Raw genomic sequence first — 12,384 nt, forward strand, 5'->3', positions numbered from 1 at the left:
TATGCGTGAATTATCGGGTGATGAAATTAGGCAGAAGCAGATAGAAATCCTGGATGCTTTTGTCGATACCTGCGAAAAGAACGGCCTGCAGTATTACCTCTGCGGAGGCACGCTGCTCGGTGCAATCCGTCACAAGGGCTTTATCCCGTGGGACGACGACATCGACGTGTTCATGCCCCGCCCGGACTTCGAGAAAATCCAGAACCTGACGATGGATGCTCCGTTTGAAATCCATTTCTACAAGAACGGGAAGTCGCACAAGCCGTTCTTGAAGGTCGTGAACGCGAACACGGAGGCGTGCGAGAAGAACAACCGTTCCCGCACGGCGCTCTGGATTGATGTATTTGCGATTGACAGCCTGTTCGAGAACAATTTCCTCAACAGGTTGCATTACAAGGTGACACTCTTTTTGCGCAAGGGCGTGTATTTCGGTTTCCGCCCGCGCACTGGGTTGTTCGGAAAGATTGCGCTCCCGATTCTCAAGGTGCTGCACATCTCTCCCGAGCGCGTGAACGATTTCGCGTCGGCATGCATCGACCGCATCAGCAAGATACGGCGCTACGAGAAGGGACGCTATCTCGGCGGCATCAACTGGGGCTACGGCCCGCACGAGCGTATGGAACGCGCCGACCTGGAATCTGCCGTGAAGGTAGAATTCGAGGGCAAGATGTATAACGCGCCCGTCGCCTATGACAAGTATTTGCACAATCTGTATGGCGACTACATGAAGTTGCCTCCCGAAGAGAAACGCCGTACGCACGGGTTGCTCGTGTGGGAAAAGTAGTCTAGTTTTCGTCGGAGGCGCTTTCGCCTTCTGCCATGTTCTCCAGTTCCGGCACAGTTTTGCCGTCGTCACCTTGCATCGGGGCTTTCGGTTCGTCCGGGTCCTCTTTCTGGCTAAGGTAGAGAATTCCCATGAAGAACGAGCTGATGATGGAGAAGTTCGATACCATCGAATCGCTGATGAAGAAACTCACGATGTTGAAGATGAGCCAGCAGCTGACGACCATTCGGAGCTTCGTGTTGCCGGTAAACTTCTGCGAGATTGCAAAGAACAGGAGTATCATGAAGAGCAGGTAGCAGATGGTGCCTGCAAAACCTGTCTGGCCTATAATCGAAGAAAAGCCGGAGTCGCCATAGACGGAATCGCGCTCGTCGGCCCAGAGAAAATAATAGTAGTAGTCGCTGAAGACGGGCGAGTTATAGCGGTAGGCGTTCCAGGTTCCGATGGTGCACCATCCGGCTCCCAGGGGGTTGTATTTGAGCGCGAGCATTGTTGCCACCACGTAGAACGTGGCGCGGATGGAGTCGTCGTCGGTGTAGTAGAGAATCTTCTGGTAGGAAATCGCGCCGGCAATGATCCCGATGAGGAATAGCAACGGGATGAACAGCTTTATGTTGAAGGTGTTGCTCCGGTAAACGATCGCAAAGGCGATGAACAGCAGCAGGAACATGTAGCCGCGGTCTCTGGCCGAAAGCAGGCAGAGCGCGCAGAGGATGAACGTGTAGAGATTGCGTTCCTTGTAGAGAAGCAGAAACGAGAAGGCGACGACGGTGATGAGGTAGGTGCCGTGGTAGTAAATGAACTCGTAGGGCGGGAAAAGTCGGTGCGCTGCGTCGTGCGAGGTCATCCCGAGCCCGAAAGCCTGTTCGAGGAACCAGAATAGCAGAGTTGCGACGGTCAGTCCCTTGACGAAGAATATCGTCGGCTCGAGCCATTCCTTCAGCCGCTCCTTCGGCGTGTCCTGGAAATAGCAGATGGTACCGTAGAACCCCAGAATGAACGAACTGTAGTTCACGACGTCCATGATTTGCGGGTAGAGTTTCATGTGCTCGTCGGAGAAAACGGAACTCAGGGATCCGCAGGCGATAAATAGCCCGAAAGCCACGAACATGAGTTTTTCTGTCAGAGAGAAGTTGATAAGTCGCTTGCCGTGGATGGCGCGCAGGAAAATGCCGAAGAGAATGACGATGAGAATGATTTTAGGCGGGATATTGACCACTTCGCCTCCAAAGCCCAAGGCGTCCTGGAGGTAGCGGACCTTGCCGAAGACAAGGACAAGCATCAGACCTAGAAATACGAATCTCATTTCTGTCTAAAAGATAAAAAAAAGAGGTCTTAAAAAACTAATATTGCCATATGAAGTCGTTGAAAGCGCTTGCCTTGCTAGCTGTTCTGTTTTTGGTGACGGTATCCCGTGCGGAACCGTTCCTTGTCGCGACATGGAACATCCGCTGCGTCGATGTCAAGGATTCGCTTCGGGGTGATGCCTGGAGCAAGCGTGCCCCCGAAATCGCGAAGGTCGTGCGGTTCAGGAATTTCGACGTGGTGGGCATGCAGGAGGTGGATTCCACGCAGAGGACCATGCTCGAGAACCTGCTGCCGGAATATGAATGGGTGCTCGACCGCAGTACGGAAGGCAACCCTATCGCGTTTCGCAAGGACCGCCTTGAGCTTCTCGACAACGGGGTGTTCTGGTATTCGCGTTCGATGGTTCCCGGCGTGAAGGATTGGGACTCGAAACACCCGCGCTATTGCAATTGGGTCCGCCTGGTCGATAAGGAGACCCGCAAGGAACTGTTCGTGTTCAATACGCACTGGGACAACAAGGGCGACACGGCGAGGATGGAGAGTGCCCGCATGGCAAGAAACCTTGTCCCGCGCATTGCGGGCGACGCACCGACAATCTTTATGGGGGATTTGAACATCAAGCCGGGAAGGAAACCTATCCAGATTCTGAAGGAGGATTCGCTTTTCCGCGAAGCGCTGGAAATCTCCCCGGTCGTCTCCATTCCCGAGGGCTCCTTCACGAAGTTCCGTACGGATAGGCACAGCGAGGAAACGCTCGACCACATGTTCTGTCGTGGCGGGGTCGATATCCTGCGTTACGGAATCCTGCGCGAGACGTATTTCGACGGCGAGAATTATCGGTTCCCGTCGGACCATCATCCGGTCATGATTGAAATAGAAGTGCGCTAAGAATGGAATCGGGTTGGTGCAGGGCCCGGTTACCACTCGATATAGAACTTGGTATGCGTCGTGTAGATGGAACCGTAGTGGAAGAACCTGAAAAGGAGATTCTTCAGCTTCCCGAATTTTGACTTGCGGTTTTTGTAGTAGACGCTCAGGTGGTCCAGCTGCTGCAACTGCGAACGGTTGAGTTTGCCCTGTAGCCTTGTCTTGACGGATTCGGCGATGCAGAGCCTGTCCGGACGGACGGGGTTGCGCTTGAAGTGGATGAACCCGAGATAGGTCGGCCAGTGCGTGCGGCGCGATGCGTTCATGTCGTGGCGGCGGTGCAGCGTAATGACCTGCGGCGTGAAGGCGAAACCCTTGCTATAGCAGGCGATGACGGTGAGCCACGTGTCGTGATAGTCGATTCCTTCGGGGAGCGGGAGCGCGACATCCAGCAGCGATTTCCGGATGAGCATCGATGCGCCCTGGAAGCATCCGTTGTTGTAGAAGATGCGGAGCGGAATCTTGCGGTAGTCCTTCGGGCAATGGTAGAGAAAATCTACTTCGCTGAGCTTTGCCCCGAGAAGCTTGCCTTCGCCGTCGATGAGTTCCGCATCTCCGCAGGCGATGTCGCGGTCGCCGATTGTTTCCGCGAGAGTTTTCAGGTGGTCTTCTTTCCAGATGTCGTCCTGGTCGGAGAGCGCGACGAATTCGCCTTCGCAGAGGCGCATGGCCTTCTCGAAGTTCGCCTTGAACCCGAGATTCTTCTCGTTCCTGAAACATCGAATGGACGGAAATTTGGACTGGTATTCCTGAAGGATGTCCCACGTGCCGTCGGTGGAACAGTCGTCGCATACTACGATTTCGAAATCCTGAACGTTCTGGTTCAGGATGGAGTCGAGCTGCTGTCGAATGTAGCGCTCGCCGTTGTATGTTGCCATCGCGACGGATATCATGCGGAATACCTGCTTGTAGCTACAATGTATAAATTATTGTGCAGCCGCAGTTCCCGCTTTGGAAAAAACTATCTTTGCTATGGTGAAGAATTTTCTTTTTAGCAAGCCTGTCCTGTTTATCCTGATTGCCTTCGGGATAAGGTTCCTGCAAATTCTGCAACTGTATTTTACCGAGACGCCGTCGGGCGGAAGCTTTATCGAACGTCCCGTGAACGGGATTATATGTGCGACCATCGTGAATATCGCCGCGTTCGCATTTCTGGGAGCGCTATTCTCCCTGGCTACGCTTCTGAAGGGAAAGGCTGCAAGATGGGTGTGCGTGCTGGTGGCCGCGCTCACCTGGTTCCATCTGGTCATATGCGCCATCGACGACCAGATCATGCGCTGGATGGGGCAGCACCTGACCATGTCCTTCCTTTCCACGTATTCGGTCTTCCGCCTGGATCCGACGATGGCGTCGAACGTTGCGCTCGACGGGCTCCCGAACTTCCTGCTGTCCGTGTTCCTGGTGCTGCTTGCGGGTGCATTGTTTTTCGTGATGCTTGCAAAGTTGCGCCAGCGTCCGCTTTCCCTGTGGGTGACCTGCGTGCTTGCGGGCGTCCTTGTGGTAATTGCCGTCGCGAGCGGGAATGCGCACCACTACTACAAGCCCTGCCGCATCCGCTGGCAGACTATTGAGCCCACGTACCTGACAATCCTGGACGAGTACATCTACCAGCGCGAACACAGCGTCCGCCCGCAGCGCCTTGAGCAGGGAATCTCGATGCTGGGCGGGAACCCGGAATCGGAATACCCTTTCTACCATCCAGTTGAAAATGAGGATTCCCTGATGGAAGAATTCAGGAACCGTCCGCTCGACCAGAAGAAGGATGTGATTCTCCTTTCCCTGGAAAGCTTCCGCGGCTGGGTGGGAGACTTCCGCATTGGCCAGAACTGCGAACGCATGCCGAACCTTTGCGCCCTGGGCAAGGCCGGCACGACGTTCCCCTATACCTACAGCGTAGGCTACCCTTCGACCGAAGGTATGCTTGGCCTGCAGCTTGGAATTTGGAGCCATCCGAGCAAGGTGTTCCTGAGCAGCCTCATGAATACGCGAACCCGCTCCCTGCCCGATATCTTAGGCGAGGCGGGCTACTACCGTGTCGTCCTTACCGCCGCCGAGCCCAGCTTCGACAACTTTACGCCCTGGTTTAGCAAGTGGTTCGATTTTGCCGAATACGACCCGAAAAGGTCTGCGGATATTCCGCTTGCAGAGAGGTTCAGGGAAGTCTATGCGGGTCGCCCCAAGGATAAGCCTCTCTACTTCGAGTGGATAAACTTCGTGACGCACACTCCCTTCACGGTGCCGAAATCCTATGCGGAGCCGGCTGCGACATCCGACCAACGCTACGCCCAGGCCGTCGCCTACCTAGACAGTGCCATCGGGATTGTGCTGGATGCCGTGCGGAATGGCCCGCGCGCGAACGAGACAATCATTGTCGTTACGGGCGACCACTCCATCGCCAATGCGAAGGCCCAGAAAAAGCAGGATGAACTCGGGGAGGCGAACAGCACCTACACGTGGACCACGTTCATCTGGGCGGGCGCCGGGATCCCTGCCGACAGCCTGGTTTTGGAACCGCGTTCGCACGTAGACTATGCGCCCACCATATTGTCACAGCTGGGGCTGCGGGCGACAAACCACTTCGTCGGGGAGAACCTCTTTGGCGAATCGCACCGGAGGGTGTTCTCGTTCCGGCATTCCGACGCCGTGATGCGCGGGGATTCCGTGGCGGTATTTGCCCGCGCGGGGAACGCTTCTTTCTCGCATGCGCGCAGGCAGAGCCGTGCCGTCGATTGGGATACGACCGAGACGGTGGGCGGTTTTGTCGCTGAAGAAAAATGCCCTCTCGATGTGAAGGTCTCTGCGGACAGCCTCCTGGATGCGGCGGATGCCTGGATGTGGGTTCTCGACCAGAATTTGCTGATGCCCGAAGAATAGCCGCAGTCCTGATTCCGGCGCTTTTCTGCGAGGCGGAATCCCGCACTTTCCTGTACTAGTTCCTGTGCGTAATCTTCGCGATTAGCTTGCCTGCAATCTTGCGAGTTTCCTTGCGCGAATCCCCGTCGAGGATAATCAGGTAGCCGAACGCGCCGCCCACCACGCAGCAGGCAAGCCCGCTTACGCAGAGCATTGCCCAGCTCGGGTCCGTGATGAACTGCTTGATGTAGAACAGCGGAGCGAGCGTGACGGCGAACGCGATGAGGCTGCGTATGGTGCAGGCGTAGAGCAGGCGTGCCTTGAGCCCCACGCAGTGTGCTCCGTAGAGCGGCAGGAACGTGAGTGCCTTGATGGCGTTGAATATGGCGCTTGTGCAGGCGATAATCATCAGGTGTGTCGTCTCGCCTTCCGTAACGTTCAGACCGATGACCACGACTACGAAGGTGAGCGAAAAGAGCCCGAGCCCGAACAGCGAATTTGCCCTAATCCTGTTTACAATGGGGTAGATGTTGTAGATAGGCTGCAGGGGCATCGCAATCGGAAGGTCGACGCAGGCGCCAACGGTCAGGATGTAGAGCAGGTGCGCGTCCTGCGTTGGCATCCATAGCTGGTAGAAGTGGTCGCTGAACACGAAGATGAACGCCGTGGGAATGATGCTGATGATGCCGAAGAATCGGAGCGAAGAGATGATGCCCCGGTGCAGTTCCTTCGTGTTTCCTTCGGCGTAGAGCTTGGTCCAGGGCGGTGCGAAGATGGAGTTGATGCGTTCGTAGAACGTGAGCGTGAGCTCCGGGATGCGGCGCGTGATGGAGAGGATCCCCATGGGGCCTGCACCGATAAAGAGGTTCGCGAGAAGCAGGTTGAAACCGGTGCCGAGAATCGTGTTGAATTTCGATACAATGTTCCAGACGCCTGCCGAAAGCAGTTCCTTGATAGACTTGGTGTCGAAATACTTGAACGAAATCCGGAGCTCCGGAGTGAGCTTCCGCTTGAACATGATGTTTGTGCCGATGGTATAGACGGTGCTGATGACGGTCGCAAGGCCGATGAGCCATACGGCAGGGTCGAAGAAGTAGAAGAGAGCGATAAGCAGCAGGGCCTTCAGGGCGTGGGCGACAATCGACCTGGTAGAAGAGAGATCGAGGCGGTTACGGATGAAGGTGCTTACGCTATAGACGTTGAAGATCAGGCTGATGAAGAAGTTCAGGAAGATGCAGCCGAAAAGCAGCTTGACATCCCCGATAATTTCTTCCGGAATCTTGACGATGTATTCGAGCTTGTAGAGGACGCCTATGGCGATGCAGTTGATGAACAGGACGAGGATGATGTTCGAGAAGAAAACCGAACTGAAGTACTTGCGCGCGTCCTCGATCTGGTTCTTATGTACGCTTATGGTGATAAAGCGCCCCGCCATCGAGTTGAGCGCGATCGTGATAATCTGCGCGTAGCTCACGAAGTTGCTCGCGAGGCCCACAAAACCGTATGCGGCGGCACCCAGGCGGGCGACAATGTAGGGGGTCAGGAAAAACGTGATGCCGATGCTCACCAGGAAGGCAAACACTTGCGCAAAGCCGTTGATGGCAAATCGTTTCTTCGAACCCATTGCATATAATAATAGAATTTTCCGTGTCCGCAGGGCACTTGTAAACGGGGGATAAATGCTATATTGTCCTTTTGAAATAAAGCAGGTGGGCCGATAGCTTATGACAGGAATTGAATCTTCTCGGGATAGCTTCTTGCAGGGAGATGTGGAACGCATCGCGAATTCTGCGTGCATCCCGTGGGACAAACTTGGCGGATGCTCCGTCCTCGTGACGGGTGCTACCGGCCTTATCGGCTCGCTTCTGGTGCGTGCTCTTGCCTGCCGCAACAGGCTGTTCAATCAGGATATCAGGATCAAGGCTCTCGTCCGCAACAGGGAAAAAGCCGAACGCGTGTTCGGGAGCCTTCTTGGCAGGCCCGGATTCGAGATTGTCGAAGGCGATGTGACCGCGCCCATTGAAGGTGCCGGCGAAGTCGACTACATTGTCCACACGGCGAGTGCCACAAGCTCGAAGTATTTCGTGACGAACCCTGTGGAAACCATCGCGACGGCAATCGACGGCACGCGCAACGTGCTGGAACTTGCACGCCGCAGCAAGGTGAAGGGATTCCTCTACCTCTCTTCGCTCGAAGTCTATGGCGTCCCGGCCGAAGGCCACGTGAAGATGCTGGAATCCGAGGCGGGCTACATTGACTCGATGAAGGTCCGCAGCTGCTACTCCGAAGGCAAGCGCATGGTGGAATGCCTCTGCGCCTCTTACGCCTCGGAATACGGCGTGCCTATAAAGGTCGCGCGCCTTTCGCAGACATTCGGTGCGGGGGTTGCGTATGCGGACGGGCGCGTGTTCGCACAGTTTGCCCGCAGCGCCATCGAAGGAACCGATATCGTCCTCAAGACGAAGGGCGAGACGCTCCGTAACTATTGCTACACGGCGGACGCGGTGACGGCGCTCCTGCTTGTGCTCGTGAATGGCTCGGTCGGGGAGGCCTACAACGTCGCGAACAAGGATACCGCGATTTCCATCGCCGACATGGCGAAGTTTGTCTGCGACAAGTTCTCGGGCGGCAGGAGCAAGGTCGTGTTCGACATCGCGGAAGACGCCACAAAGCTCGGCTACAATCCCGTGGTGAAAATCTGCCTCGATACAACGAAACTTGAAGGCCTCGGCTGGAAGGCGGAATTCGGCCTGGAAGAGATGTTCCGGCGCACCATCGAAAGCATGAAACTGGAACGGGTGTAATACGGTTCGGCAATGTCCTCCCTAGTTGAAAAGATACGAAAGCGTCTTGACCGCAAGTTCCTGAAAATGGTCAAGGAAGACAGGCTCCATTGGCTGCCGGATAAGCTGTTCCTGTCCTGGATGTTCCGCATAAAGATGGGCTACAAGCTGAATTGGAAGAATCCGCGGACGCTCAACGAAAAACTGCAGTGGCTCAAGTTCTACAACAAAAATCCGCAATATACGGAAATGGTGGACAAGTACGGAGTCCGCGAATACGTCAAGAAGACCATTGGCGAGGAGTACCTCATTCCGCTTCTCGGTGTATGGGATAAGTTCGACGATATCGATTTCGATAAGCTGCCTAAAGAATTTGTCTTGAAATGTTCGCATGATTCCGGCGGTCTTGTCATCTGCCGCAACAAGGATGAACTCGACAAGGCTGCAGCCCGAGAAAAGATTGGGAAGAGCCTTGCGCGGAATTATTACTACCGTTGGCGCGAATGGCCTTATAGGAATATCCGCCCGCGCATTATTGCAGAACAATTTATGGAAGACGACCTTCTGGGAGGGCTCCCGGATTACAAGTTTTTCTGTTTTGACGGACGCGTTGATTGTGTCATGGTCTGCGTAGACCGTCACCTGCACGATGTCAAGTTCTACTTTTTCGACCGCGACTGGAAATTCCTGAAGCCGAACATCGAGGTTCAGGATTTGCCCGATGACTTCACGATTCCGAAGCCGCCCTGCATTGACGAGATGTTCGGTATTGCTGCGAAACTTTCAAAAGGACTCCCGTTTTCGCGAATAGATCTGTATTGTGTTTCCGGGAAAGTCTATTTTGGAGAAATCACGTTTTTCCCGGATAGCGGGTACGATACGACTTTCCTGAAAGAAGCGGATTTGAAATGGGGCGACATGATTACGCTCCCGCCCAAGAGGCGCTAACCCCTACTTCCCGAACCCGACCAGCTTGCGGTAGACAAATCGCCCGATACGGTTCAGGCTTTTTCCCCAGATGTTCTTTTCGCGCTTGTGCTGTTCCATGTAGAGCCACGGGCAGTTTCGCGCGTTCTCGTTTTCGGGGAGCAGGTAGTCGAACGCGATTCCCGATTTCCAGAGCGTGTAGGGGTACGAAAGCTGGTCGCGGCGCGAATACGTGTTTATCATCTTCCACCACATCTCGCATTGCCTGCGCACCTTCTCGCTGTCGTGCCTGCGCAAGATGATGTTCGCCTCGTACATGCCGAAGCGCCTGGGCAGGCCTTCCTTGCGGATGAATCGCATCTCTTTCACGATAGTCGAAAACTTGTCTAGCCCGTAGGTGAATACCACATAGCCTTCGACGTAGCAGCAGTTCCTGAACGGGTGCTTCACGCCCGAAAGTTCTACGCCTGTATCGATCTTCTGCATCACGGCATTGTAGAAGTCGGCAGTCTCGATGCGGATGTTCGCGTCCATGTAGACACTGTAATCGTAATCGGACAGCACTGTGTACGGGTGCATTTTCGGGTAGCGCGACTCGATCTGCTTTGAAGAGAACTCGCCTTCGAACTTGCGGACCTTCCAGATTCCGATGGTATCCTTCTCGATGTCGTTCGAGAAGCAGAAGTAGTCGAAGCGCTCGTCGATGACCTTGGGCTGTTCGAGCGTGTCGTATCCGCCGGTGAGAACCGTGTAGATGGCAACCTTAGCCATTGCCGCCTCCCGGAATCTCGTCATTCTGAATTTCGTTCAGGGGCGCAGAATTCCCCTTGATGAATTCGTTGATTACGGTTGCGATGTCCTTTGCGGCATGCCCTGTCTCGTGCAGGCCGACCTTTTCCGTAAAGGCCTTCCATGTGGCGTTGTATTCTTCTGCGTTGAAGTTCCGCACACGTTCCAAAAGCTCATCGTTGTTCCTGCCGCAGGGGAAGGGAAGGTCCTCAAGTTCGTAATACACGCCGCGGTCCTGCCTGTATTCCTCGAAGTCGGTCGCGAACATGAAGCAGGGCATTGCAAGCATCGCCGCATCGAATATGCAGCTGGAGTAGTCCGAGAGCATCGCGTCGGTCGCCATGATGAGTTCCTGCATGTCGGGGTAGCGTGTCGCGTCGATAACCGAGCTGCCGTATATCTCGGCGACATCCTTCATGCTGTTTGCCATGACCGGATGCCAGCGGACAAGGATTTTCCAATCGCCGCCGAACCGTTCCTGCAGTGCGCTTTGCAACTTGTCGAAATGGATGTCGAATGGCCCCCGGTCAAAACCGGCCTCGTTGAAATTGTCGCGGAACGTGGGGGCGTACAGCAGGATTCTCGTGTCTTGCGGGATGCCGTAGAGGTCGCGGATTTTCTTCCGGAATGGCCCGCGTTCCTGGAACAGGGCGTCGTTTTTTGGGTAACCCGCCTTCCAGACCTTGCCGTGATAGTTGAATGCGCTGCGGTAGATCCTGGTGAGGTGCGTGGAGTTGGAAATGAACAGGTCGGCCAGTGCGGATGTCTTGTTGACTTCGCGGACGACTCGCTTCATCTCGCGGAACTTGGGCACGTCGAGGTCGAGTTTTTTGATGCCGAGCCCGCCGTGCCATGTCTCGATGACCAGCTGGCCCTTGCGCTTGCGGGCGTTGCCCGGGAACCGGTGCGTGTCGAGCCAGACTTTGGCCGTCGCGTATTCGTAGGCGGTGCACCAGTGCGCAAAGTGCGAGACGACCTTCATGTAGCCGGGCACGTCGTACTTGTACTTGAAATTGCGAATCCAGGCAATCTTTGCGCCGGGGTTAATCCGGTGCAGTTCTTCGAGCACGAACTGTGTGTTGTCGCCGTACTTTCGCCCCCAGAAGGTGGAGCCGACAATCTTGTCCTGGAGCGGGAGCAGCCTGCAGAGGTAATAGACAATGCCGGATGTCGTAAGCGAGATTCTGTCCGCTGCGTGGTGGATGGACTTGCGGAGCCCTAGCAGTCCTTTTATCAGGGGAAAGTCGGAGTTCCTGACGCTATTGCGGATAGCCTTGAGGGACATTTACTCGATTCCGTAGATCTGTGCGTCTTCCTTGACCTGGAGGATTGCGCGCATCGTGTAGAAATCGTCCGGGGTCGTAATCTTGATGTTCTCGTACGGACCGTCGGTCATGTGGAGCTTGAATCCGTAATGCTGCATCATGGTGCACGAATCGATGAAGTCCTCTCGCCCTTCGGCGAGAGCCTTCTGGTGCGCTCCGAGAATGTCGTCGAGCCAGAAACACTGCGGCGCCTTAGCTACCCTGGAATGCGCACGGTCGGGCACCAGCTTGATGGCTCCCTCGTCGTCGATTTCCACGATGGTCTCCTTCACGATTCCGCTCGTGATGGAGGTCCCGTATTTCTTCACGCATTCGATGTTCCTGGTCAGGAGATCGCTGTTGATGAGCGGGCGCACACCGTCGTGGATGAGCACGATGCTCTTCTCGTTTCCGGCGACTTCCTTTGCGGCGACAAGCCCGTTGTAGATGGAAAGCTGGCCGGTCTTTCCGCCCGGAACGACCTTCCTCACCTTGGTCAGGTGGTACTGTTCGACCAGCTTGCCGAAATAGTCCATCCATTCGGCGACGCAGACCACGACCACGGCGTCGATTTCGGGATTCCGCTCGAAATGCTCGATGGTGTGGACCATGATGGGCCTGTCATGGATGCGCAGGAACTGCTTGGGCAATTCCTTGCTGTGCATCCTGGAGCCGACTCCGCCGGCGAAAATGAGCCCGATATTCATCG

11 protein-coding genes are annotated in these 12,384 nt (G+C 55.3%); 5 read left to right on the forward strand and 6 right to left on the reverse strand.

What is annotated here, in order from left to right:
* Position 1: 1 nt before the first annotated feature.
* The gene (locus B4B27_RS06405) at positions 2–784 is read left to right on the forward strand and encodes a LicD family protein (protein ID WP_290724828.1); all 783 of its coding nucleotides are present in this window, start codon (positions 2–4) and stop codon (positions 782–784) included.
* Position 785: 1 nt separating this feature from the next.
* Here the strand turns inward: B4B27_RS06405 and B4B27_RS06410 are convergent, their stop codons facing one another.
* Complete coding sequence (locus B4B27_RS06410; RefSeq protein ID WP_290724830.1) at positions 786–2,090, reverse strand: hypothetical protein; 1,305 nt, start codon at positions 2,088–2,090, stop codon at positions 786–788.
* A gap of 50 nt (positions 2,091–2,140) precedes the next feature.
* On the opposite strand from B4B27_RS06410, the gene B4B27_RS06415 reads away from it, so the two are divergent.
* Positions 2,141–2,980, forward strand: coding sequence for an endonuclease/exonuclease/phosphatase family protein (locus B4B27_RS06415; RefSeq protein ID WP_290724831.1), 840 nt, complete (start codon positions 2,141–2,143; stop codon positions 2,978–2,980).
* A gap of 29 nt (positions 2,981–3,009) precedes the next feature.
* Here the strand turns inward: B4B27_RS06415 and B4B27_RS06420 are convergent, their stop codons facing one another.
* The gene (locus B4B27_RS06420; RefSeq protein ID WP_414654299.1) at positions 3,010–3,897 is read right to left on the reverse strand and encodes a glycosyltransferase family 2 protein; all 888 of its coding nucleotides are present in this window, start codon (positions 3,895–3,897) and stop codon (positions 3,010–3,012) included.
* Between the two features lie 94 nt (positions 3,898–3,991).
* Here B4B27_RS06420 and B4B27_RS06425 point away from each other — a divergent pair, with 94 nt between their 5' ends.
* Positions 3,992–5,893, forward strand: a complete 1,902-nt coding sequence (locus B4B27_RS06425; protein WP_290724836.1) for an LTA synthase family protein — start codon at positions 3,992–3,994, stop codon at positions 5,891–5,893.
* A 55-nt stretch (positions 5,894–5,948) separates the two neighbouring features.
* On the opposite strand, the gene B4B27_RS06430 is transcribed toward B4B27_RS06425, so the two are convergent.
* Positions 5,949–7,496, reverse strand: a complete 1,548-nt coding sequence (locus B4B27_RS06430) for a lipopolysaccharide biosynthesis protein (protein WP_290724839.1) — start codon at positions 7,494–7,496, stop codon at positions 5,949–5,951.
* 100 nt (positions 7,497–7,596) lie between these two features.
* On the opposite strand from B4B27_RS06430, the gene B4B27_RS06435 reads away from it, so the two are divergent.
* Positions 7,597–8,676: an NAD-dependent epimerase/dehydratase family protein gene (locus tag B4B27_RS06435; protein ID WP_290724841.1), complete on the forward strand. Its 1,080-nt coding sequence runs from the start codon at positions 7,597–7,599 to the stop codon at positions 8,674–8,676.
* 12 nt (positions 8,677–8,688) lie between these two features.
* Positions 8,689–9,603 carry an ATP-grasp fold amidoligase family protein gene (locus B4B27_RS06440; RefSeq protein WP_290724844.1) on the forward strand — a complete coding sequence of 305 codons (915 nt, stop codon included), beginning with the start codon at positions 8,689–8,691 and terminating at the stop codon, positions 9,601–9,603.
* A gap of 3 nt (positions 9,604–9,606) precedes the next feature.
* Here the strand turns inward: B4B27_RS06440 and B4B27_RS06445 are convergent, their stop codons facing one another.
* The 3 genes from B4B27_RS06445 to B4B27_RS06455 are packed head-to-tail and all read right to left on the reverse strand — an operon-like array spanning position 9,607 to position 12,382.
* Positions 9,607–10,353 (reverse strand): glycosyltransferase domain-containing protein, encoded by a 747-nt coding sequence (locus B4B27_RS06445; RefSeq protein WP_290724846.1) that lies wholly within the window; start codon positions 10,351–10,353, stop codon positions 9,607–9,609.
* Positions 10,346–11,656, reverse strand: coding sequence for a CDP-glycerol glycerophosphotransferase family protein (locus B4B27_RS06450; protein ID WP_290724848.1), 1,311 nt, complete (start codon positions 11,654–11,656; stop codon positions 10,346–10,348). The genes B4B27_RS06445 and B4B27_RS06450 overlap by 8 nt, the downstream gene beginning before the upstream one ends.
* Positions 11,657–12,382: an IspD/TarI family cytidylyltransferase gene (locus B4B27_RS06455; RefSeq protein WP_290724850.1), complete on the reverse strand. Its 726-nt coding sequence runs from the start codon at positions 12,380–12,382 to the stop codon at positions 11,657–11,659.
* Positions 12,383–12,384 lie beyond the last annotated feature (2 nt).

Source organism: Fibrobacter sp. UBA2449, from assembly GCF_002342555.1.
Classification (GTDB): domain Bacteria; phylum Fibrobacterota; class Fibrobacteria; order Fibrobacterales; family Fibrobacteraceae; genus Fibrobacter.

Excerpts from the sequence above, each read along its gene's own strand:
- B4B27_RS06405 (WP_290724828.1), top strand. The coding sequence starts at position 2 with ATGCGTGAATTATCGGGTGATGAAATTAGGCAGAAGCAGATAGAAATC.
- B4B27_RS06410 (WP_290724830.1), bottom strand. The coding sequence starts at position 2,090 with ATGAGATTCGTATTTCTAGGTCTGATGCTTGTCCTTGTCTTCGGCAAG.
- B4B27_RS06415 (WP_290724831.1), top strand. The coding sequence starts at position 2,141 with ATGAAGTCGTTGAAAGCGCTTGCCTTGCTAGCTGTTCTGTTTTTGGTG.
- B4B27_RS06420 (WP_414654299.1), bottom strand. The coding sequence starts at position 3,897 with ATGGCAACATACAACGGCGAGCGCTACATTCGACAGCAGCTCGACTCC.
- B4B27_RS06425 (WP_290724836.1), top strand. The coding sequence starts at position 3,992 with ATGGTGAAGAATTTTCTTTTTAGCAAGCCTGTCCTGTTTATCCTGATT.
- B4B27_RS06430 (WP_290724839.1), bottom strand. The coding sequence starts at position 7,496 with ATGGGTTCGAAGAAACGATTTGCCATCAACGGCTTTGCGCAAGTGTTT.
- B4B27_RS06435 (WP_290724841.1), top strand. The coding sequence starts at position 7,597 with ATGACAGGAATTGAATCTTCTCGGGATAGCTTCTTGCAGGGAGATGTG.
- B4B27_RS06440 (WP_290724844.1), top strand. The coding sequence starts at position 8,689 with ATGTCCTCCCTAGTTGAAAAGATACGAAAGCGTCTTGACCGCAAGTTC.
- B4B27_RS06445 (WP_290724846.1), bottom strand. The coding sequence starts at position 10,353 with ATGGCTAAGGTTGCCATCTACACGGTTCTCACCGGCGGATACGACACG.
- B4B27_RS06450 (WP_290724848.1), bottom strand. The coding sequence starts at position 11,656 with ATGTCCCTCAAGGCTATCCGCAATAGCGTCAGGAACTCCGACTTTCCC.
- B4B27_RS06455 (WP_290724850.1), bottom strand. The coding sequence starts at position 12,382 with ATGAATATCGGGCTCATTTTCGCCGGCGGAGTCGGCTCCAGGATGCAC.